Origin of the sequence: Bacillus cereus group sp. BfR-BA-01382, assembly GCF_022663475.1 — a bacterium.
In the GTDB taxonomy this organism is placed as follows: domain Bacteria; phylum Bacillota; class Bacilli; order Bacillales; family Bacillaceae_G; genus Bacillus_A; species Bacillus_A thuringiensis_S.
The window spans coordinates 34,974-56,000 of record NZ_JAKUFQ010000003.1 but is presented as its reverse complement, the minus strand read 5'-3'; the positions used below and the strand labels follow the sequence as shown (position 1 = coordinate 56,000).

Below are 21,027 nucleotides of genomic sequence, written 5' to 3'. Positions count from 1 at the left end.
AAGGGACAGTATCCACCCCTAATATAGAAGTCACTTCAACAATGGCATTAACCCACTAGACTCTAACATAACATGTTCACCATCTGTTTCTATTTCTACTGTACGTTTATTCGTTCTATATACCATTATACCGTGCCTTTTTAAGCGTTTTACTACACTTTGGTGAGGATGTCCATACGGATTACTACTCCCATAAGACAGAATAGCAAACTGCGGTTCCACTTTTTTTATAAACGTTTCACTTGTTGAAGTATACGAGCCGTGATGCCCCACTTTTAAAACATCTGCATGTACATCAAATTGTTTTAATATTTCATGTTCTGTCCGTACATCCGCGTCACCCATTAATAAAAAATCCGCTTTTCCATATCGTACCTTCAAAACAATTGAGGATTCATTATTTTCATCTTTTGATTTCCCATTGTTTAATACTTGTATAGAAACATGTGGATCCAGCGGTATATATTGCCCTTCCTTTACTGAAACGAAAGGTATCCCTCTTTTTTTAATATTATTCCGATATGTATGATAAGTAAGAGAACTATATGTTTTTCCGCTATCTAATATAAGCGATACCGGCATTTGCTCTACAATTGGAATTAGCCCCCCTATATGATCCATATCGGGATGCGTACTGACAATTACATCTAAATGATTAATCCCTTTCTCAATTAATTTCTGAATAATAACCTCTCCTGCTTCATAAGGTCCTCCATCAATTAACATTGTTTGTCCGTTTGGCATTATGATAAGTGTTGCATCACCTTGCCCCACTTTTAAAAAGCTCACTTTCATTTTACTAAGATGTTGCCGATGCATATGTAAAGGAGACGTAGTATGAATGGACATCATATACCTTTTAGCTGATGCGCTATTTAAAGAAAAACATAATAAAACAGAAACTAATAATAGAATAATCCGCATACCTCTCATAACTCGTCTCCTTTTTTCATTTAGTATGGCACTGTAAATAATTGATATACAAAAAAAGCTTAGCAAAATGCTAAGCTTTTATTTCGATATCTCTTGTAAGGAACCGAAGAATAAATCTGCTTCATTCATTTGTTCATTCTCTTCAGAAAGCGGGGGTAAATCATCTAATGTTTTCAATCCAAATGTGTCCAAAAATTCTTTTGTTGTTCCGTATAAAATAGGACGCCCTGGTCCTTCCGCCCTTCCCATTTCTTTTATAAGTAAATGGGAAACCAACGTTTGTAACGCCTTATCGGTTTTAACTCCTCTAATCTCTTCCATTTCAGTCCTTGTGATTGGTTGACGATATGCAACAATCGCTAACGTTTCAAGGGCAGCTTGTGAGAGCGAAGCAGCTGTTGGTGTATCTATTAGTTTTTGATAATATGAAGCATGTTCTTTCTTTGTAGCAAAACGATATACTTTTGCATACTGTACAATTTGCAAACCACGGTTTGCACCTTCACATTCTTGTTGCATTTCTTCTAAAATATTCATTACTTCATTCATTTCAATTTCAAGAACTTTCGCTATTTGTTCTGGATAAATCCCTTCATCACCAGAAACAAATAAAAGGCCTTCAATAATTGACTTTTGTTCTTTCCTATCCATTTCACGAGCTCCTTCCTTCTATTTTCCCATAAAAATACACATCAAAAAACCGAATCACAATCAATGCGTTCGGTTCAATATTTTTTCTCTTGTTCCAAACGATACATTAAAACATAGCATGAGATAAAGTGTTTTTATCCCAATTTTACATACTTGCCCTATGCAGATTTATTAGAGCTTGATACGAAAATTTCATCAAAATTATGTTCTTGCTCAATTATGATTTGTTGATTTTTCATAAGTTCCAGAACTGCTAAAAATGTTACGACCATTATTTCACGTTCATCATCAACAAATAAATCATAAAAACTTTGGCGACCACCCTTTATTTTTAACTGCTTTAAAATATCAGTCATTCGCTGTTCAATTGGTATTTCTTGACGAGTAATACGTGTTGTTACAGGTTTTTTTGCCTTTTTACGGCGCATTAATTTTTGAAATGCCGCTAGCATATCATATAACGTAACATCAAGAGGCAAGCTTGTCTCCTCTTCTTGTTGCAACGATGTAAAGTCAATTGGTGGACGTGTATATAGCTGTGCTCTTTCTTGTTCTCTTTCTTTTAACTCAGTAGCAACTTGCTTATATTTCTTATATTCAATTAACCTCTCCATCAATTCTTGACGAGGATCATCTATAAAATCATCACCGTTATCAAGTACATCTTCTTCATGTTTCGGCAACAACATTTTACTTTTAATTTGTAATAACGTTGCGGCCATTACTAAATACTCACTTGCAACATCTAATTGAAGTTCTTTCATCGTATGCACATAAGATAAATATTGCTCTGTAATATCTGCTACAGGAATATTATATATATCAATTTCATAACGATGTATTAAATGTAACAATAGATCTAAAGGCCCTTCAAAAGCCTCTACTTTAAAATTATATTGCACAAAGCATCCCACCACATTTTTTCTATAACAACATAAGTATAGAGCATACTCATGTTCTATCCAACCTTTTTAAGAAATTTAATTAAAAATAGACCGATGCCTATGTCATCATGCCCACCACTTCATATGATAACAGTGTAGTAAGAACAATGTAGGAGGTCAAAAAACTATGGGTCACGTTGATTGTGGTTTTAGCGGTGGGTTCGCATTACTTGTTGTACTGTTTATTTTACTAATTATTGTAGGAGCAGCTTGCTTCTGCTAATATGAACAATAACGGCTAGGGGGAAATCTCCTAGTCGTTTATTGTTCATATTTCTATGATACACTTATATGTATAACCGTTAGATAGGGGCGAGAAAACATGTATCCTACCGAATACATACAATTTTTAATTCATTTCCAAGGAGATTACGACTATTTTGAATGCCACGAAATACTAGAAGAGTACTGGAAGACAAAACCACGAGGAAATCGTGATCATTACTTAGTTGGTCTCATTCAAATTGCAGTTTCTTTATACCACCAAAGACGTGATAACTGGAATGGTTCTACAAAAATGATGAAAAGCGCAATCACAATTTTAGAAAAAAGCGGTGTGTCTTTACAACGTTTAGGAATTAATCAAGTACAACTTCTTTCCTTGCTCAATGAAAGATTGCAATCTATCCATAAAAAAGAACGTTTTGTACCTTTATTTTTACCCTTATCAGATCCATCGTTAGAGAAGCAGTGCACAGAGTTATGTCAAAAACAAAACCTCCCTTGGAAAGATTTGAATGCTATCCCAAGTGAATATATTATAAACAAGCATACTATGCGTGATCGCACAGAAGTCATTACTGAACGAAATGAACAATTACAAAAAAGAAAGCAGAGATAATAAACTACTTATCCCTGCTTTCACGAATGTATATTTTGTTCTAGCCCTTTACATTTTTCGCAAAAACTTGCTGTTTGCTCATTTCCGCAAATTGTAAACTCAAGAAATTTACTCTTTAACTCTTGAACCATCTTTGTCCCAATCCCTACATGACGGTGAGATGGGTTGACACTCAAATGCTGAATTTCTAATACTTGATTCTCTTTTTTTACAATCCCCATTATTCCAACAAAATCTTCATTCTCTTTCCACAAATACAATTGCCAATCATCTTTTGCTTCATATTCTTTCATTGTCAATTGTAATGTTTTCACATCTTTTTCAGTTGGCATAAACGAAAGAAGCCCCATTGCAATTTTTTCATAACTTTTTTTAAAACGAATTAACATAACCCTTATCCCTTCTTACAAAAGTTACAAACTAGTAATCCCCTCAATCACTCTTTTCATATCATATTCATTTTACAATATTTTCAACAGAGTGAGAAGAGCCTAAAACAACTTGATAATCATACAAAGCGAAAAGAAGAAAGTCAAATCTATGTTTCAGCACTATTCCTTTAATAAATAGAGTTAAAAAAAGAAAATTTTATATGGAATGGAAAGAAACATATCATTCAATATCACTTCATTAATAGTTACCCTAAAGCAGCACACTTCTAGCAAAATTAATATAACAAAAAATATTTATTGAAACATATAATGTAATGTATTCTATGTAATTTGTTAAAGGTTTGTTCTCACAAGCAATATATTTTAGCAACAATACTACTTGTATGATGAGCTGCAGAAGAAGTACCCCGTCCCATTTAAAAGTAAAAAAAGAGAGCAAAAGCTCTCTTTTCCCTTACCTTATTCTTCCCAAACTTTAACTTCTTTCATTACATCGCCTTGACGCATTTTTAATACTGTTTCAATACCGCTTGTTGCTTTACCAAATACAGTATGAACGCCATCTAAATGTGGCTGTGGCTCATGAACAACAAAGAATTGGCTACCGCCTGTGTTACGGCCAGCATGAGCCATAGAAAGTGATCCGACAAGGTGTCTATGAGGGTTTCCATCAGTTTCACATGGAATAGAGTAACCTGGGCCACCTGCACCTGTACCTGTTGGGTCTCCACCTTGGCTTACGAAGCCAGGAATAACACGGTGGAATGTAACACCATCATAAAATCCTTGCTCTGCTAATTTTTTAAAGTTTTCTACTGTTTTCGGTGCTTCTTCTGGGAAAAATTCCAAGTCGATTTTTTCACCGTTTTCCATTAATATGTATCCTAAAGTTTTCATATGTATATGTCTCCTTTCAACTATCTCAGCACTATATTACCACATTCATGACTAGAAACAAAAAGAATCCGACAATCTAGATACTTCTTTTTTGAAATGTGGAAAAAGCTAGGTGACAAATAAGAAATATATACTATAATAACTTTGTTGCCCGAAAATTTTAGAAAGAGAAAGGGAGCGATTTTTCGTGAGAACGAAATTATTAGCTCTGCTATTAGCTGTAACGGTATTTATGATGCCAACAGCTTCATTTGCAGACATCATCGAGGGAGAATCAATTGTTACACTAGGAGAGAACTTATCCGAACAACAAAAACAAGATCTGTTAAAAGAAATGAAAGCACCGAAAGATGCTACAATTATTACTGTATCTAATGCGGAAGAACATAAATTTCTAGAAGGCATTGTTCCAAAAGCACAAATTGGTACGAGAGCAATTTCTTCTTCTATGATTACATACACTAAACCAGGATCTGGTCTTATTGTACGATCAAAGAACATTAACTGGGTAACAGATGCAATGTACACTAACGCTTTGATTACAGCAGGTGTAAAAGATGCAGAAATTCAAATTAACGCACCTTTTAAAGTTTCAGGAACTGCAGCTTTAACTGGATTAATGAAAGCATATGAAACTGCGTCCAATAAACAAATTCCTGAAGAAGTTAAAAAAGTAGCGAATGAAGAAATGGTACAAACAGCCCAGCTTGGTGATAAAATTGGTGAAGAAAAAGCAGTTCAACTTGTTGCAAAAATTAAAGAAGAAATTGCAAAAGAACAGCCAAAAACAACAGAAGATTTACGTTCATTAATTAAAAAAATTGCTGATCAATTAGGCATTACATTAACAGATGAACAGTTAGATAACTTAGTATCGTTATTTGATAAAATGAAAAATCTTAATATCGATTGGAATCAAGTTGGTAGTCAATTAAACAAAGCAAAAGAACACGTTTCTGCCTTTTTAGGATCTGAAGAAGGACAAAGTTTTCTAGATAAAGTGAAAGATTTCTTCTCAAGTATCATTGATTTTGTTAAATCTTTATTCAAGTAAAAAAGAAGCCCGCCAGTGACGGGCTTCTTTTTTATACAAGTAACGGTAATTTCATAACAGCCTCTTCAACCGAACGCACTATATGATTTGCTTTCTCCTTTACATATGGATGGGCATGATGAAGAGTAAATGAATGCGGGGTTACTTCAAACATAGAAATATCATTGAAAGAATCTCCAATACAAGCAACTTCATTTGCTTCAATTTGCAAATGGTCCATTAGTCGCTTTAGAGCACTACCCTTACTCACGCCTCTTGGCATAATATCAACATAGCGTTTACCTGATATAAAAACTTCCGCTTCGCCTTGAAACGTATCTCGTAGCTCTTGATCTAACGTCACAATTTTCTCTTCTTCTCCAAAAACAAACAATTTTGCAGGGTGCACAGTCTTACCAAACTCTTCTTCTAACGCTTCAATTTCAGCGATATGCACACCCATATACGCTTCAAAATTATGGTGTTGTTCATTTTTCCTTTTTGTATATCGCTGCTCATTTGCACAAACAATATCCGCTAGTCCTTTTTTATGTATATATCGATATATTTCCTGGGCAACCGTATTTTCAAAACTCGATTCATGGAATAAATCCCCATCCGGAAGTAACATTGTCGCTCCATTTAAGCCTGTTGTGTAATATGGGAATGAAAACCTTTTTACAACTTCATCAATTCTATGTGTAAAGCGGCCAGAGGCAAAACAAATATTTGTCCCTTTCTCAGCTAACCAACACAGCGCACGTTCATCTTCTTTTTGCATATGATTCACATCGTAAACGAGCGTGTCATCTAAATCACTTACAAATAATTTAATCATGTCCTCTTCCCCTTCCATACACAATATCTACTCTAAGTGTACACAAAAAATGTGTGATTTTTGTTAAAAAACAATAAATTTTTGCTAAAAAAAATAAACGGGTGTATAATCCCGTTTATTTTTGTCTTTTTACATTTTGAGGTCTTACAATACTTGGTCGTACTTTTAAACTAGACATTGTTGGACGGAGTAAAATTTTTGTTAACGCGCCCCAATCAAATGGTAAAAACGGCCATAAATAAGGTGTTTGTAAACTTTTTATAGACGTTAAAAATAAAATTAATATCGTCATACCAATTACAAATCCCATCTCATGGAAGAGACCTGTTAAAATAATAACAAACAATTTCCCAACCTTATTCCCTAATCCTAATTCATAACTCGGTGTTGCATATGCACCAATCATCGAAACCGCTACATACAAAATTACTTCTGGCACAAACAAACCTACATCAATTGCAATTTGACCAATTAATATAGCGGAAATCAACCCTGCTGCAGACGATAACGGCGTTGGAGTATGAATGGCTGCCATCCTTAAAAACTCAAGTCCGACCTCTGCCATTAACACCTGTAATAAAATTGGTAAATGCGTCATCTTAGTCGGTCCAATAAAAGCAAGATTTGCTGGCAAAAGAGTTGGATCAAATACAAACACTAGCCAAAATGGTAATAAAAATAACGAGAATATAACACCTAAAAAGCGCACCCAGCGTAAAAATGTACCGACAGCTGGATTTTGTCTAAATTCTTCCGCATGCTGTAAATGATGAAAATATGTTGTCGGTGTAATCATAGCACTTGGTGATGTGTCAACGAGCACTAACACATGCCCTTCTAGTAGATGATTTGCTGCTACATCTGGCCTTTCTGTATATCGAATAAGTGGGAATGGGTTATAGCTTTGCTTTACAACAAATTCTTCTACTGTTTTATCCGCCATCGTAATTCCATCTACATCGATGTTATTTAATTCTTGTTTTATAATCTTTACTAAGTCTGGATTTGCAACATCTTGAACGTATGTAATACAAATATCCGTTTGTGATCTATCTCCTACTCGAATAATTTCATTTCGAAGACGTGGATCTCGAATTCTTCTACGAATTAATGCTGTATTTACAACGATATTTTCAACAAACCCATCCCTCGCACCGCGTACTACCTTTTCGGTATCTGGTTCTGTCGGTGTTCGCCCTGGATAACTACGAACATCGATCGCGAACGCTTCCGTTTCACCTTCCACAAATATCACAATGAGTCCTGATAATACTTGGAGCATTACCTCATCCATCGTTTTCACTTTGCTTACTTGTTGATGGATTAAGCGATTCTCTAAAAGCTTCACTGTATCTTCTTCTACATCCCTTATCTCATTTGTATCCACCGCTTCTTCTAAAATAGGGATAATATAATTTGTATCACAAAGTCCGTTTACAAATAACACACCAATTTCTTTATTCAAAATTTGAAATTTACGAATGCCAACATCGTATGTAACGCCTAGTCCAACTGTCTGCTTTAAATAATTTTCATTGTCACTTATGAAAGTTGATATAGGGATATCCACCTTTTTAGGCTTCGTCATAAAAACCACTCCTTTCCAAAATTAATTGAATCGCTTTTCTAGTAATAGGTGACCCTCTCTCCCATTCATCATTCCCACACATTTTACCAATATCACCAACTCCAACAATGACAGGAACATTTAAATCGTCTAAGCAATATATTGTATCTCCACTAATCCTGCCAATTTCACCATCTGGAAGTCCAAATTTATCAACACCGTATTCGGTTAAATTCCCATTCCGATCTACACTTACATCTACACGTGCCCATTCCCAATGATGCGTATTAGACGCTACTGCTAAAATTCCGAGCACATCAATTTGTTTATGGGTAGCCACATATTTTAAAGCCTTCTCACCAGATCCTTCTCCAATAAATCCACTGTCATCAAACATGACAAATACAGGGTCATATGGCGTTTGCATAATAAGCTCAACAACTTTTTTCCCTGTCAATTTGGTTGGATTACTTTGTGATGCTGAAATACACCTTCCCCCAAATTCCTTTGTTAAAAGCTCAATTGTCCGCTTTGCATATTCATCTCCATCTGTGACCAAAACAACCCTTCGTCTCATTTGATTTATCCTTTCGGTTTACATATAAGTGCTATAAAAAACGAAAACAATATCGCTGCGGAAATGCCCGCAGACGTTAAACTAAACATGCCAATACCAATTCCTAAATATCCATGTTTTTCTGCTGCATGCATTGCTCCGTGCAATAGTGAATGTCCAAAACTTGTAATAGGGACTGTTGCTCCAGCACCTGCAAACTTTATTAGTTTATCGTACAATCCAAATCCATCTAAAATTGCTCCGATGACTACAAAAGTTGCCATTAAATGAGCTGGTGTTAACTTTGCGAAATCTAACAATAGTTGCCCAATTACACAAATAGCTCCACCTACAAGAAATGCATATATAAAATCCACAATTCACTCTCCTTTAACTCTTTCAAATACGACACCATGTGCAATTGTTGGAATCGTTTCTTTCTGTTGCATCATCATCGGGCTTAATAATGCGCCAGTGGCAACGACAAAAATTCGTTGTAAATTCCCTTTTTGCATCTCGTGTAATAAATGGCCATATGTGACAACTGCTGAACAAGCGCAACCACTACCACCTGCAAACACTTCTTCTTGACTTGATTCATAAATCATCAATCCGCAATCATTGTATATATGCCCAAGATCGTAACCTTCCTCAAGTAAAAGTTGTTTTGCAATCGGCGTCCCAACAGCTGATAAATCACCCGTAACAATTAAATCATAATCATCGGCACTTCTTCTTAAATCTTCAAAATGCTGTTGAATTGTATGAGCTGCTGCTGGAGCCATCGCTGCCCCCATATCCAAAGGATTTGTGATTCCTAAATCTTGCACTTTTCCGATTGTAGCCGCCGTAATTTTAATCGCACTTTTTTCATTGCTAATTAATATAGATCCTGCACCAGTCACAGTTGAATTTGCTGTCCCTGGCTTTTGCCCACCATACTCTGTTGGATAGCGAAATTGTCTTTCAGCCGTTGCATTATGACTACTTACTGTAGCTAAGACACGATTTGCAAATCCACCGTCTATAAAAGCTGAGCCAACTGCTAAAGTCTCCATAGACGTCGCACAAGCGCTAAACATTCCTAAAAAAGGAATGCCCCACTTACGCGCAACATAATTTGCTGTCACTGTTTGATTTAATAAATCTCCCGCTAAAAAGAAATCAATTTGCGATGTTTTTATATTCCCTTTTTGCACTGCTTGTTGAATTGAGTCTGACATTAATCTTCGTTCGGCGAGCTCCCAATTTTCCTCTCCACAATGCAAGTCATCGTATGAAATATCAAAATCTTTTCCAAGAGGGCCCTCAGCTTCTTTCGGACCGACAGCAGTACCCGTTGCATTCACATATATATCATTTTGAAATACCCACGTTTGTTTTCCGGTCAACCTCATACTAGCCCCTCCTTTAAGACATAAAAACTTTAAAGGTATACCTTATTAACCCAATGATATATGCACCAACAACCCCAAATACAATTACACTTCCTGCCAGTTTAAACATATTTGTAGCAATCCCTAGAACAATCCCTTCACTCTTATGCTCTAAGGCAGCGCTCGCCATAGAATTTGCAAATCCTGTCACCGGCACCGCTGATCCTGCTCCAGCAAATTGACCGATTTTATCATATACACCACATCCTGTTAAAATCGCGGATAATAAAACAAGCGTTGCAACAGTTGGGTTTCCTGCCTCTTGTTCACTGAAGTGAAAATAATGTATATAAAATTTCATCAATACTTCTCCAACTGTACAAATGAGTCCACCTACAAGAAATGCTTTGATACAATTTAGTAAATAGTTTGGCTTTGGATGATACTCCTTCACTTTATTTATGTAATCATCCTTCAATTTCTGACTTGTCATTTATATACTGCCTCCTACTTTACGAAATAAATCCAGTGAAACAACGATCCTATTACTTTCCCAAGTACAATAGCAATGAGTAAAACAACAATCTTCCCCTCTACCCCTACTCGTTTCGCTAAAATAGGTAGAACATTTAACACCTCTGTTAATGCCGCAGCAAGCATTCCAATGAACGTGCCACAAAATATCCCTAATATAACGAGCCAATATTGCGATGTTTGAAATGTAATGTTTTTCAAACTACACCAAGCCCCTGTTAAAGTACCTGCAATGACTGCCCACTCAAAATATTGAATATGCTTTCCACTTCTCGTTAATTGAGCTAAACGGGGGATTATACCAAGTACAGCTAAAAATGCGACATACCCGCTACCTACCGCAATCCCTCCAGCTAAACCAATTAAAATAACAAATCCAGACTCAATCATCGGCAAGTTGTTTCATATTATCCTTGTTTTCATTAACGATTACATATTGATCAAGCGACTGTTGGTATTGAAACATCTCAACTTCTAGCGGACTTGGCTCTTCATTAATTCGCTTTTGAAATACATGATTAAAGAATAAAACCATCCCTAAGCCAAGACCTAAAGAATAAGGAATTTGAAATAAAAGTGGTTGCGCATTAAATTCTCCAGTAATCATGTAATATAACCGTTGATGTACTTGTTGCATACTTACATCTTCATGGAAATAAATGATCGCAAGGGCCGCTCCAATGAAAAGTAACAGCCATACAAGCCCGAAAAAAACTGGATGCGCCTTCTTTTTTTCGTATATAATTTCAACAAGAGTTTGTCCAGAACCGAGTAAATTAATTTGTACATGAGATGCTTTCTGTTGAATAATCTCAATTACTTTCATAACATCAATTACAACATGCGTCTTATCATGCGCTGTTATTTTGTAAACTATCTCATTTTGTAACAACTCAACTACAGAAGAATCTCCGGCAAGTTGAGCAACATCGCCCAGCTTTACTTCATAAGTAGGAGAAACTTTTAAACGATTGCGCATTTTAATATAAATCGTTTGTTCCAACTTTCATTCACCCCTTCACTCTTCCTCGTAGTTGTAGTATGGTTATTGAATTTTTTTCTAATACAATTTTTTCATAAAAAAACATCTGCACCATTTTGGTGCAGATGTTTTTTACTTATGCCTTTTTCTTAAATAAGTTTGCAATACTTAATGCAAGCCCTCCCCAAATGACTACGATTCCAATAACCATCATCATAATCGCTGATCCACTCATTATGAAACACCTCGATCTTTCCATTCTTTTTCAAGTTTGGCAGAGTCCGAATGAATTTGTGCATCCCATTTTTTCAGACCAATGATTATTGCAACTATGAGGAATGCTGCTGCTATCGACCAACCATACGTTACAACAAACTCAGTCGGATAATCTCCATAGTTCTTTTTAATATTTTGGATTGTACCATCAATTAGCATATACCCTAACATAAGCGGAGTAATAACGAGTAAACTCACTCTCCAAAACGTTCCTAATTTAATATCAGATACAAAGTTTGCATGATTTTGATAAACTGGTAAACGACGTAAAATGAGCCCTATCGTAACTACTTCCGCAAGTGCAATTGTAATTAATCCGAAATTATTAGCGAAATAGTCGACAACATCTAAGAACATAAGTCCACCACGTGTTGCAAAAACAAGAGAAACTAACACGAGAAGGGTTCCCATAATTCCAATGGTTTTTTCACGACTTAAACTGAATTTTTCAGATACAGCGGCAAAGCATACTTCCGCAAGTGAAATAAGTGATGTGATTCCAGCAACCGTTAACGATAAGAAAAATAATACACCAAACAACGGTGACATCGGCAACTCATTAATAATTTGCGGAAATACTACGAACGCAAGTCCAACGCCAGCACTTGCTACTTTATCAACCGGTACTCCCATATTATTTGCCATAAATCCAAGAGCTGCAAAGACTCCAATACCTGCTAATAATTCAAATCCTGAGTTTGCGAATCCAGTAATAAAGGCATTATTTGTTGTATCAGAGTTTTTCGGTAAATAACTAGAATACGTAATCATAATTCCAAATGCTAAAGATAAACTAAAGAATATTTGACCATAAGCAGCAAGCCATACTTTCCCATCAAAAATACGACTCCAATCTGGTTTAAAGAATGCATCTAGTCCTTGCATAGCACCTTCCATCGTCACTGCACGAACGACGATAATAAGGAACATAACAACTAATAAAGGAATAAATATACGGTTAACAACTTCGATTCCTTTTTTAACTCCTTTAAATGCAACGCCAAGCACAATAATCCAAACGAGAGCTAACGGAATTAATACTTCCGGTACAAGTCCTCCAAATTGTCCTGGCTTATCTGCAACATGTAAGTACTCTTTAAATAAAAATGATTGCGTGTCTTTTCCCCATGCTCCAGTAATTGCAAAGTATGTATACGATATAGACCAAGCAATAATCACTGCATAATATGTTGAAACGATAAATGTTACGCACATTTGCCACCATCCAATAAATTCGGCACGCGGGCTAATACGGAAAAATGTAAGTGGTGCTGAGCCACGATGACGATGACCAAGAGCAAACTCAAATGCTAACAATGAAATACCCGTCGTTAATAATGCAAATAAGTACGGTAAAAAGAATGCCCCGCCGCCATTTTCATACGCTGTATAAGGAAAACGCCATATGTTTCCTAATCCAACGGCAGATCCGACCGCTGCGAAAATAAATCCAGCTCTCGTTCCCCATTGTTGCCTCGTTTCCATGTTTCCTTCCCCCTTTATGACAAGTTCATACTTGGATTATATTTTAAATTAACTAAATTATCAATAAATTCTGTTAATTTTTTCGAAAATTAACATCTCTCTCCTATTAACTTCATAAAAAAATCGAATAGACAATTATTCGTCTATTCGATCTTTCATCTGTTTTAATATTTTCTTTTCAAGTCTTGAAACTTGTACTTGCGAAATACCTATGCGCTCTGCTACTTCTGACTGTGTTTGATCTTTATAGTAACGCAAGTATACAATTAAGCGCTCTCGTTCATCTAGTTCTCTAATCGCTTCTTTTAAAGCAATTTTATCGAACCATTTCGTTTCAGATTGATCTGCAATTTGATCTAAAATAGTGATTGGATCACCGTCGTTTTCATATACAGTTTCATGTATAGATGAAGGCGCCCGGCTCGCTTCTTGTGCTAGAACAACTTCCTCTGGCGTTAGTTCTAGCGCCTCTGCCACCTCATTAATCGTTGGAGCCCTTCCGAACTCTTTCGAAAGCTCATCTCTCATCTTTCGAATTTTGTTCCCTGTTTCTTTTAAAGACCTACTAACTTTCACTGATCCATCATCACGTAAAAAACGTTGTATTTCTCCAATAATCATTGGAACTGCATATGTTGAAAATTTCACGTCGAAAGATAAATCAAATTTATCTACCGATTTCAAGAGCCCAATACATCCAATTTGAAATAGATCGTCTGGTTCGTATCCTCGATTAAGAAACCGCTGTACAACCGACCAAACGAGACGCATATTACTTTGAACGATTGTATCTCTCGCCTGTTGATCTCCATCTTGACTTTTTTGAATTAACGCTTTTAGCTCGTGGTCCTTTAACTGAGGTTTCTTCTTCTCATTTTTGACCTCTATGTCCATAGGCTATTCTCCTTAATTGCATAGAGCGTTACTATTTGATAAGTATTTTGTCAAATGGATTGTTGTCCCGAAAGATTCGTTTGAAATAACTTCTACTTCATCCATAAAATTTTCCATGATAGTAAATCCCATTCCGGAACGCTCTAATTCAGGTTTAGTTGTAAAAAGGGGTTGTCTCGCTTCATCTAAGTTAAAGATTCCAATCCCTTCATCTCGAATCGTGAGTTTCACCATTGCTTCTTCCAAAATTACAGAAATATAAACAATACCTTCTGCATTTCCTTCGTATCCATGAATAATTGCATTTGTAACCGCTTCTGACACAACTGTTTTGATCTCCGTTAATTCTTCCATCGTTGGATCTAGTTGTGCAATGAAAGCCGCCACTGTAACGCGAGCGAATGATTCATTTTGACTTAATGCTGAAAATTGAAGGTTCATTTCATTTCTCATCTATGCCACCCCCAACGTCGCGAGCGCGTGCGCTTCACTTTCTTCTAAGCGAACGATTTTGAATAAGCCCGACATTTCAAATAAACGCTTAACAGGCGGTGAAATTGCACAAACAACCATTTCTCCACCTAATCCCTTTACGTGTTTATATCGGCCTAATATAACACCTAGACCAGAACTATCCATAAACGATAAGTTCTCTAGGCTCAAAACAATATGATGAACACCATGTGTCTCAATCATATCTGTTACTTTCGTTCGCAACTCTTCAGCCGTATGATGATCTAATTCACCCTCTAGTCTCACACATAGGACGTCACGTTTTACTTCTAATTGCATGGAAAGACTCACACGATTTCCTCCTTATGCTCAAACTTTACTTATTCACATACATAAAGATTTTCGTGATATAAAATAAGAATCCTTCCTGCTGACAAAAGAAGAACTATTTCGTCATAAAGTGAAACCTTTCAGCATTATTCACTGGCATACGAATAGAAAAGCGGCAAACTATTTGCCGCTATTTTGATGTTGAAAACATCCCAAAACTTCTTTTAAATAACTCCCACCAGCTCGCTGCAGCAACATCTTCTTTTGCTACAATTGTTTGTTTTAATAAAACATCTTTATCTTTTTTAATAACAAGTGTGCCAAGCGCGTCACCTTTTTTAATCGGTGCTTTTACTTTCTTTTCAGCAATTACTTCTTGTTTTACCTTGTCCATACTCTCGCCCTTCTTCATAAGAAGAGAAACATTATCTGACGCAACTAAATCTATTTTTTCTTTTTTCCCTTTTCCTACTTGAACTGTCTTAATTTTTTCGCCGCGCGTATACAATTTCTTTGTCATATATTGTCCAAATGCATAGTCAAGAAGCTTCGTCACTTCGTTGTTCCGTTCTTTTGATGTTGGTGCTCCCATGACAACTGAAATGACACGCATGCCATTTTTTTGAGCCGATGCTGTTAAACAATATTTCGCTTCTGTCGTAAAACCTGTTTTTACTCCATCTACGCCAGGATAAAAACGTACTAGCTTATTCGTATTAACGAGCCAAAACTTTTTATCCGTATCTTCACGTAAATAATCTTCGTACTTACCTGTGTATTTACGAATAAGTGGATACTTCATCAATTCTCTCGCCATTATAGCCATATCATTTGCTGTCGAATAATGGTCTTTGGCCGGAAGACCTGTTGGGTTTTGAAAATGTGTATTTTTCAACCCTAGATCTTTCGCCTTTTTGTTCATCATATTTACAAATCCTTCTTCTGAACCTGCGATATGCTCAGCTACTGCAACAGATGCGTCATTTCCAGATGCAATTGCAATACCCTTTAACATCTCATTTACAGTCATCTCTTCCCCAGGTTCTAAAAAGATTTGCGATCCACCCATTGAAGCTGCATGTTCGCTCGCTCTAACTTTATCGGTCAGTTTTAGTTTTCCTTTTTCAACTTGTTCCATAATTAAAAGCATTGTCATAATCTTTGTCATACTAGCAGGTGGTAATTTTTCATTTGGGTTTTTATCAAATAAAACTTTACCTGTATCTTGCTCAATTACGATTGCTGACGACGCTTGTTCCGCTAACTTCGGCGTTGTTTCTTCTGTTTTCTCCTGCTTCGTTTTCTCAGATTGCGCAAAACTCACTGAAGTTCCAGAAAGCAATAACATGAAACAAACAAGTATTCCAAAAACTCGCTTCATGACTAACCCTCCATTCTATATCAGACCTATTTTTTCCAATTTCCCTTTTTTTAATACCAATTTTTTCTATTATTTTCATTTGACAAATACATTCGTCCCCTATATTGTATTAAGTGTATTACATACAGTAGTACACTTAATACATATGAGGAAGGAGACATTGCTCTTGCATATTCAACTTGACCCAAGAAGCAACACTCCGATATGGGAACAAATTGTTCAAAATATAAAAGAACTCGTATTGAAAAACATGTTGGCTCCAAGTGATAAACTTCCTTCTGTACGCGAGCTCGCTTCTTTACTCGTTATAAATCCAAATACAGTGAGTAAAGCGTATCAAGAGTTAGAGCGACAAGGAATTATTGAAACGTTACGAGGAAAAGGAACATTTGTATCCCAATCGATTACCCCAACATTAGACGAAAGGAAAATCGCTATGGTTGAAAAGCAATTTCATCAATTACTATTAGAAGCCTCTTATCTTGGTATTACGAAAGATAAAATTCATGATTGGATAGATTCATACTATAAAGAGATTGGAGGAAATACGGATGTTGAAAGTGACAAGCTTGAAGAAAACAATTGATAATCAAACAATTTTAGACGATGTTTCTTTCACATTACAAAAAGGTAGTATCGTCGGATTACTTGGAAGAAATGGTGCGGGGAAAACAACTTTATTACGAACGATAGTCGGTATTTTAGACCCAGATGAGGGAACTGTTACATATGAGGATATCGACATTCATAAAAATCCTGAAACGAAACAAAAAATCGTATATGTTCCGGATTCTACTAACATACTGAACGGTTATACAGTAAAAGAAATCGTGAAGTTTTATAAAGCAGTTTATACAGCATTTGATGAACCATATTTCTACGAACTACTAGAACGTTTCAATTTACCAAACAAACGAATTCGTAGTTATTCAAAAGGAATGAAAGCACTGCTTGCCATCATTTTAGCTGTTGCTGCACAGGCAGAATATATTATTTTAGATGAACCAACAAACGGACTTGATCCTATCGTTAAAAGACAGATTTTACAGTTTCTCGTTGGAGAAGTTGCAGAAAAAGAGATTACCATTTTCATATCTACCCATCATTTAGATGAAGTTGAACAAATTGCAGATACAATCATTATTTTAAAAGGACATACTGTATCTTCTATTACATCACTAGACGATGCAAAATCACAATTTGCTAAAATCCAAGTAGCCTATGAACGCTCATTACCTCAAAAACTAGAAAACTTAAGCAATATTAAAATATTAAACCAAACGGGAAAAGTATATACAATCTTAATTGAGGGAAATGTAGCTACAACACTGGAGAAGTTTTATAAAGAGCAACCTATACTCATTGAAGAACTAACAATGTCACTTGAAGATGTCTTCGTTACGACACTGGAGGAGGATGGGTATGTTTCATAAAGCGTTGTGGATGTGGAATTGGAAGCGCGGGAAATATGCTGCGTTACTGTTTTTCTTTAGTTCGCTTTACTTGTTATCTTTTAGCTACTATAAAAGTGCTCAGAGACAACTTGCTGAGTATTACGAATTACAAGAAAAAGGTAAACAGTATTATTATTTTTATGCCTTTTCGCCAGGCGAAGGTAATAGTTTTTGGTTAACTGTTCTTATCATTGCTTTAGCCTGCTTATTGATAGGATGGGAACGTAGCAACCAATCTAATACACTACTTATGACGATGCCTTTTAAAAGAAAAGATGTCTTCTTATCTAAATGGGCTTTCGGTTCCTTTTGTATTGTGAGCTCGTTACTTATAAATTGGATTCTTATGTATGTTATTTATAGAACAACTATTCATTTTGATTATCAATCATTTAGTCCATTTCATCGATACTTTCTTTATGCGATTGTTTCTTATGCAGCAGTATATACAGCTGCACTATGCATCGGTACTTTTACTGGAAGCGTTGTTTCGCAGGTTGTTTTTTGTATTCCTTGGTTACTAATGGGGCTTACATTTATTCCACTAGTGTACACTTTTACGATAAATCACTTAGAAGCTACCGATACTAAAAATTATAAGTTAGATGAACAACTTTACGAAATTAATCAAAAAACAAATATAGTTGCACCAATATATAATTTCACGATTTATTACCATTATGATCCTGAATCACGTAAAAAAGAAAAGAACTCAACTATTTTAAGAGATCCAGCATCTTATCACTATTATTCAGCTAAATCGATGTTAGTCTCTATTTTTTATACAATAGTTTACTTACTACTTGGAACATATTTATATACACGATCACCAAATGAAAACACTCAAAAGATATTTATTTTCCAAAAACATTTACGAATATGGATATGGGGGACAACCATTTACTTTGCATTACTAGGTGGCTATAAACTAAATCAATTTAATTTCTTACTTAACTACTATATTTGTTTGTTTCTCACTGGAATCATTACTTATGTTATATTATCACGCCTAACAAATTATAAAGTTTTTTAAAGGAGAGATCCTATGTTTCAAAAAGCACTATGGCTAAGAACATATCAACAAAGTAAATATGTTGTATGGTTATTTTGGCTCGTCAGCTTCTATACTTTGTCATATTACTACTATATGACTTCTATTCAACAGCAACAATTTCTAAATGACAATAAAAAGTGGAACTATGTATATCATTACAATTTTGATTTAACACTCATAAATCCCGTCACACTGTTAGGTATTGTGCTTATCTTGCTAGCTTGTACGTTAATTGGATGGGAAAGACAAAATAACGCTAGCGACTTGTTATGGTCTATGCCCTTTAAACGTTCACACCTCTATATAACAAAGTGGTTGTTTGGAATCTGTAATATCGCCGCTGTTGTCATTTTAAACTGGGGACTATTTGCTATTATGAAAAAGTTGACTTTTCATAATAAATATCAAGTATTCTCCCCATTCCATAGTTATTTTATATACATGTTAATTGTATTAATCGCTATTTATACACTTGCCTTATGTATAGGAACAATCGCTGGGAATGTTATATCGCAAGGATTTCTCACTGCAGCTCTATTCATGTTCCCAATGTTAATTCCAGCACTTATTTCAGGAGTCATTGCTGTTCACTCGAATATAGATTTTCATGAAAACAATGGAATTATGCACCATTTTTTGGAAAACATCCGTATTTCTGGTCCAGTAGAAGATTTTCGTATTAGATTTGATTATAATCCACAAAGTGCCTATACCGATTCTGATGAAGTGCGTCATAACGAACCAAACTTTACAAAAATCCCTTCAGCAAAATTATTGATTGCGCCTATTATACATACCATTATTTTATTACCCTTGGGTATATATTTATATGTTCGTTCAGTCAATGAGCGAAACGGTAGCTTCTTACTTTATCCGAATTTACAAAAAATAGTTATAGGCCTTGCTGTTTTCTTTATAGGAATCGTTGCTGGTTTAGTCTTAAGGGGAGATAAATCATTACTTAATTTTTACATTGGATTTTTTGGCGCAAGCACAATGAGCTATTTTCTTCTATCCAAACTATTGAAATGGAAGTTCTCTTGGAACGCTAAATAAACTCATCATTATCACAATTTTGTACTGGAGGGATTACATGTTTCATAAAGCTTTATGGCTCCATCATTACAAACAAAGTAAGTACATTCTTTTACTCTTTGCTTGTAGTAGTTTTTGGTTTTTACCTATTAACTATTTTAGGGATTTACAGGTTAAACCAAACGAAGATGGCTATTTCTTTTATAGTTTAAATGGGGATACTCTTATTATCCCCTTCATTCCAATTTTCATATTACTTGCCTGTTCATTAATCAGTTGGGAAAGACATAATCAAACAGACTATCTGTTATTTGCAATGCCATTCACAAGAAAAGAGCTTTTTCTTTCTAAGTGGCTGTTCGGGACAACCGCAATTATATTCATAATAGGTATTAATGCCATCGTATTGTATTTCATCCTAAAAATTAATCTTTTTAGCCAACACCAATCTTTTGGGCCAATGGGTACATTATTATGTTATGTTACCATTACATGGATGGCAATTTTTACAATAGCTATTTTTATCGGAACAATTGCTGGCAATGTCATTTCGCATAGTATATTAAGCTTAATTTTCATTATATTACCATCTGGAATAGGCATGTTACTGTTTCACTTTTCTTGGATTCACACAAATATATCTACAACTGAATTTTTCCTTAAAAAAACGAATTATGCATCATATATAGAAAATATTGAAGTTTTCGCACCTACTAATAATACTTATATATCTTATACATTTAATCCCAAAGTAAAAGAAGATGGCAATAATAATTCAAAAGAATCCGTTAAGGAGCACCATCAATTCATGCCCATCTGGAAGATTTCCACACCGATTCTTTATATTCTCATTCTTTTACCATTAGGAGTATTTTTATATGATCGAACTCCAAATGAAAATAGCGGTAAAATATTATTATTCACTAAACTACATGTTTTATTTATACCATGTGCCACAATATGTTTTGCCTTATTAGGAGGTCGGATAACAGGTGGAAAAAATGATCCTCTATTAAATTATTACACCGGATTCATAATAATAGGATTATTTAGCTATGTAATACTTAACTATTTGGTCAATAAAAAGTTTTTACTTCATACGAAATAACCTCCTCTTAAAG

At 35.3% G+C, this 21,027-nt stretch carries 27 protein-coding genes; 8 read left to right on the top strand and 19 right to left on the bottom strand.

The window, feature by feature from the left end; genetic code table 11:
* Window positions 1-30: 30 nt before the first annotated feature.
* From MR160_RS02290 to scpA, 3 genes are all read right to left on the bottom strand, one after another.
* A complete protein-coding gene (locus MR160_RS02290; protein WP_001214828.1) occupies window positions 31-933 on the bottom strand; it encodes a ComEC/Rec2 family competence protein in 903 nt (300 codons plus the stop codon).
* Between the two features lie 78 nt (window positions 934-1,011).
* Window positions 1,012-1,584, bottom strand: coding sequence for a segregation/condensation protein ScpB (scpB, locus tag MR160_RS02285; RefSeq protein ID WP_000375173.1), 573 nt, complete (start codon window positions 1,582-1,584; stop codon window positions 1,012-1,014).
* 158 nt (window positions 1,585-1,742) lie between these two features.
* A complete protein-coding gene (gene scpA, locus MR160_RS02280; protein ID WP_001199753.1) occupies window positions 1,743-2,486 on the bottom strand; it encodes a segregation/condensation protein A in 744 nt (247 codons plus the stop codon).
* Window positions 2,487-2,655: 169 nt separating this feature from the next.
* Between scpA and MR160_RS02275 the strand changes: the two genes are divergently transcribed.
* Both MR160_RS02275 and MR160_RS02270 read left to right on the top strand, forming a co-directional pair.
* On the top strand, window positions 2,656-2,751 hold the full coding sequence (locus MR160_RS02275; RefSeq protein ID WP_000510194.1) for a YjcZ family sporulation protein: 96 nt from the start codon (window positions 2,656-2,658) through the stop codon (window positions 2,749-2,751).
* A 99-nt stretch (window positions 2,752-2,850) separates the two neighbouring features.
* Entirely contained in the window at window positions 2,851-3,369 is a 519-nt protein-coding gene (locus tag MR160_RS02270; RefSeq protein WP_000283612.1) for a DUF309 domain-containing protein, read from the top strand.
* A gap of 20 nt (window positions 3,370-3,389) precedes the next feature.
* On the opposite strand, the gene ribT is transcribed toward MR160_RS02270, so the two are convergent.
* Window positions 3,390-3,758: a GNAT family N-acetyltransferase RibT gene (gene ribT, locus MR160_RS02265; protein ID WP_000908401.1), complete on the bottom strand. Its 369-nt coding sequence runs from the start codon at window positions 3,756-3,758 to the stop codon at window positions 3,390-3,392.
* Between the two features lie 462 nt (window positions 3,759-4,220).
* Window positions 4,221-4,658 carry a peptidylprolyl isomerase gene (locus MR160_RS02260; RefSeq protein ID WP_000853784.1) on the bottom strand — a complete coding sequence of 146 codons (438 nt, stop codon included), beginning with the start codon at window positions 4,656-4,658 and terminating at the stop codon, window positions 4,221-4,223.
* A 187-nt stretch (window positions 4,659-4,845) separates the two neighbouring features.
* Here MR160_RS02260 and MR160_RS02255 point away from each other — a divergent pair, with 187 nt between their 5' ends.
* Window positions 4,846-5,712, top strand: coding sequence for a DUF1002 domain-containing protein (locus tag MR160_RS02255; RefSeq protein WP_001259343.1), 867 nt, complete (start codon window positions 4,846-4,848; stop codon window positions 5,710-5,712).
* A gap of 31 nt (window positions 5,713-5,743) precedes the next feature.
* Here MR160_RS02255 and MR160_RS02250 read toward each other — a convergent pair whose 3' ends face one another.
* The 14 genes from MR160_RS02250 to dacF form a co-directional block, all read right to left on the bottom strand.
* Entirely contained in the window at window positions 5,744-6,547 is an 804-nt protein-coding gene (locus MR160_RS02250) for a Cof-type HAD-IIB family hydrolase (RefSeq protein ID WP_002082221.1), read from the bottom strand.
* Between the two features lie 97 nt (window positions 6,548-6,644).
* Window positions 6,645-8,117, bottom strand: coding sequence for a spore germination protein SpoVAF (gene spoVAF, locus MR160_RS02245; RefSeq protein ID WP_000165593.1), 1,473 nt, complete (start codon window positions 8,115-8,117; stop codon window positions 6,645-6,647).
* Window positions 8,104-8,673, bottom strand: a complete 570-nt coding sequence (spoVAEA, locus tag MR160_RS02240) for a stage V sporulation protein SpoVABEA (protein WP_001254416.1) — start codon at window positions 8,671-8,673, stop codon at window positions 8,104-8,106. The genes spoVAF and spoVAEA overlap by 14 nt, the downstream gene beginning before the upstream one ends.
* A gap of 5 nt (window positions 8,674-8,678) precedes the next feature.
* Window positions 8,679-9,029: a stage V sporulation protein AE gene (spoVAE, locus tag MR160_RS02235; RefSeq protein WP_000345907.1), complete on the bottom strand. Its 351-nt coding sequence runs from the start codon at window positions 9,027-9,029 to the stop codon at window positions 8,679-8,681.
* Between the two features lie 3 nt (window positions 9,030-9,032).
* Entirely contained in the window at window positions 9,033-10,049 is a 1,017-nt protein-coding gene (gene spoVAD / locus MR160_RS02230) for a stage V sporulation protein AD (protein WP_001241139.1), read from the bottom strand.
* 13 nt (window positions 10,050-10,062) lie between these two features.
* Complete coding sequence (gene spoVAC / locus MR160_RS02225) at window positions 10,063-10,521, bottom strand: stage V sporulation protein AC (RefSeq protein WP_000203809.1); 459 nt, start codon at window positions 10,519-10,521, stop codon at window positions 10,063-10,065.
* A 14-nt stretch (window positions 10,522-10,535) separates the two neighbouring features.
* The gene (gene spoVAB / locus MR160_RS02220) at window positions 10,536-10,952 is read right to left on the bottom strand and encodes a stage V sporulation protein SpoVAB (RefSeq protein WP_000572938.1); all 417 of its coding nucleotides are present in this window, start codon (window positions 10,950-10,952) and stop codon (window positions 10,536-10,538) included.
* The gene (locus MR160_RS02215; RefSeq protein WP_000438368.1) at window positions 10,945-11,565 is read right to left on the bottom strand and encodes a stage V sporulation protein AA; all 621 of its coding nucleotides are present in this window, start codon (window positions 11,563-11,565) and stop codon (window positions 10,945-10,947) included. Before MR160_RS02215 ends, spoVAB begins: the two co-directional genes overlap by 8 nt.
* A 115-nt stretch (window positions 11,566-11,680) precedes the next feature.
* Entirely contained in the window at window positions 11,681-11,779 is a 99-nt protein-coding gene (locus MR160_RS02210) for a methionine/alanine import family NSS transporter small subunit (protein ID WP_000016826.1), read from the bottom strand.
* Window positions 11,779-13,305, bottom strand: a complete 1,527-nt coding sequence (locus MR160_RS02205; RefSeq protein ID WP_000450088.1) for a sodium-dependent transporter — start codon at window positions 13,303-13,305, stop codon at window positions 11,779-11,781. The genes MR160_RS02210 and MR160_RS02205 overlap by 1 nt, the downstream gene beginning before the upstream one ends.
* A 135-nt stretch (window positions 13,306-13,440) precedes the next feature.
* Window positions 13,441-14,199, bottom strand: a complete 759-nt coding sequence (sigF, locus tag MR160_RS02200; RefSeq protein ID WP_000350729.1) for an RNA polymerase sporulation sigma factor SigF — start codon at window positions 14,197-14,199, stop codon at window positions 13,441-13,443.
* Window positions 14,200-14,211: 12 nt separating this feature from the next.
* Complete coding sequence (spoIIAB, locus tag MR160_RS02195; protein WP_001243398.1) at window positions 14,212-14,652, bottom strand: anti-sigma F factor; 441 nt, start codon at window positions 14,650-14,652, stop codon at window positions 14,212-14,214.
* Window positions 14,653-15,003, bottom strand: a complete 351-nt coding sequence (gene spoIIAA, locus MR160_RS02190; RefSeq protein ID WP_000059135.1) for an anti-sigma F factor antagonist — start codon at window positions 15,001-15,003, stop codon at window positions 14,653-14,655. It lies immediately after the preceding gene.
* Between the two features lie 169 nt (window positions 15,004-15,172).
* A complete protein-coding gene (dacF, locus tag MR160_RS02185; RefSeq protein WP_000832002.1) occupies window positions 15,173-16,363 on the bottom strand; it encodes a serine-type D-Ala-D-Ala carboxypeptidase DacF in 1,191 nt (396 codons plus the stop codon).
* Window positions 16,364-16,529: 166 nt separating this feature from the next.
* Between dacF and MR160_RS02180 the strand changes: the two genes are divergently transcribed.
* Genes MR160_RS02180 through MR160_RS02160 form a run of 5 tightly spaced genes read left to right on the top strand, consistent with a single transcriptional unit; the run spans window position 16,530 to window position 21,014 of the window.
* Window positions 16,530-16,949: a GntR family transcriptional regulator gene (locus tag MR160_RS02180; RefSeq protein ID WP_000548027.1), complete on the top strand. Its 420-nt coding sequence runs from the start codon at window positions 16,530-16,532 to the stop codon at window positions 16,947-16,949.
* Window positions 16,915-17,796, top strand: coding sequence for an ABC transporter ATP-binding protein (locus MR160_RS02175; RefSeq protein WP_000922124.1), 882 nt, complete (start codon window positions 16,915-16,917; stop codon window positions 17,794-17,796). Before MR160_RS02180 ends, MR160_RS02175 begins: the two co-directional genes overlap by 35 nt.
* On the top strand, window positions 17,786-18,850 hold the full coding sequence (locus MR160_RS02170) for an ABC transporter permease (RefSeq protein ID WP_000468519.1): 1,065 nt from the start codon (window positions 17,786-17,788) through the stop codon (window positions 18,848-18,850). Before MR160_RS02175 ends, MR160_RS02170 begins: the two co-directional genes overlap by 11 nt.
* Window positions 18,851-18,862: 12 nt before the next feature.
* The gene (locus MR160_RS02165) at window positions 18,863-19,927 is read left to right on the top strand and encodes an ABC-2 transporter permease (RefSeq protein ID WP_242297048.1); all 1,065 of its coding nucleotides are present in this window, start codon (window positions 18,863-18,865) and stop codon (window positions 19,925-19,927) included.
* 37 nt (window positions 19,928-19,964) lie between these two features.
* Window positions 19,965-21,014, top strand: coding sequence for an ABC-2 transporter permease (locus MR160_RS02160; protein WP_242297047.1), 1,050 nt, complete (start codon window positions 19,965-19,967; stop codon window positions 21,012-21,014).
* Window positions 21,015-21,027: the final 13 nt, after the last annotated feature.

Bases quoted from the DNA above. Each gene is read 5' to 3' on its own strand.
- MR160_RS02290 (WP_001214828.1), bottom strand. From the start codon at position 933: ATGAGAGGTATGCGGATTATTCTATTATTAGTTTCTGTTTTATTATGT.
- scpB (WP_000375173.1), bottom strand. From the start codon at position 1,584: ATGGATAGGAAAGAACAAAAGTCAATTATTGAAGGCCTTTTATTTGTT.
- MR160_RS02275 (WP_000510194.1), top strand. From the start codon at position 2,656: ATGGGTCACGTTGATTGTGGTTTTAGCGGTGGGTTCGCATTACTTGTT.
- MR160_RS02270 (WP_000283612.1), top strand. From the start codon at position 2,851: ATGTATCCTACCGAATACATACAATTTTTAATTCATTTCCAAGGAGAT.
- ribT (WP_000908401.1), bottom strand. From the start codon at position 3,758: ATGTTAATTCGTTTTAAAAAAAGTTATGAAAAAATTGCAATGGGGCTT.
- MR160_RS02260 (WP_000853784.1), bottom strand. From the start codon at position 4,658: ATGAAAACTTTAGGATACATATTAATGGAAAACGGTGAAAAAATCGAC.
- MR160_RS02250 (WP_002082221.1), bottom strand. From the start codon at position 6,547: ATGGAAGGGGAAGAGGACATGATTAAATTATTTGTAAGTGATTTAGAT.
- spoVAF (WP_000165593.1), bottom strand. From the start codon at position 8,117: ATGACGAAGCCTAAAAAGGTGGATATCCCTATATCAACTTTCATAAGT.
- spoVAEA (WP_001254416.1), bottom strand. From the start codon at position 8,673: ATGAGACGAAGGGTTGTTTTGGTCACAGATGGAGATGAATATGCAAAG.
- spoVAD (WP_001241139.1), bottom strand. From the start codon at position 10,049: ATGAGGTTGACCGGAAAACAAACGTGGGTATTTCAAAATGATATATAT.
- spoVAC (WP_000203809.1), bottom strand. From the start codon at position 10,521: ATGACAAGTCAGAAATTGAAGGATGATTACATAAATAAAGTGAAGGAG.
- spoVAB (WP_000572938.1), bottom strand. From the start codon at position 10,952: ATGATTGAGTCTGGATTTGTTATTTTAATTGGTTTAGCTGGAGGGATT.
- MR160_RS02210 (WP_000016826.1), bottom strand. From the start codon at position 11,779: ATGAGTGGATCAGCGATTATGATGATGGTTATTGGAATCGTAGTCATT.
- MR160_RS02205 (WP_000450088.1), bottom strand. From the start codon at position 13,305: ATGGAAACGAGGCAACAATGGGGAACGAGAGCTGGATTTATTTTCGCA.
- sigF (WP_000350729.1), bottom strand. From the start codon at position 14,199: ATGGACATAGAGGTCAAAAATGAGAAGAAGAAACCTCAGTTAAAGGAC.
- spoIIAB (WP_001243398.1), bottom strand. From the start codon at position 14,652: ATGAGAAATGAAATGAACCTTCAATTTTCAGCATTAAGTCAAAATGAA.
- dacF (WP_000832002.1), bottom strand. From the start codon at position 16,363: ATGAAGCGAGTTTTTGGAATACTTGTTTGTTTCATGTTATTGCTTTCT.
- MR160_RS02175 (WP_000922124.1), top strand. From the start codon at position 16,915: ATGTTGAAAGTGACAAGCTTGAAGAAAACAATTGATAATCAAACAATT.
- MR160_RS02170 (WP_000468519.1), top strand. From the start codon at position 17,786: ATGTTTCATAAAGCGTTGTGGATGTGGAATTGGAAGCGCGGGAAATAT.
- MR160_RS02165 (WP_242297048.1), top strand. From the start codon at position 18,863: ATGTTTCAAAAAGCACTATGGCTAAGAACATATCAACAAAGTAAATAT.
- MR160_RS02160 (WP_242297047.1), top strand. From the start codon at position 19,965: ATGTTTCATAAAGCTTTATGGCTCCATCATTACAAACAAAGTAAGTAC.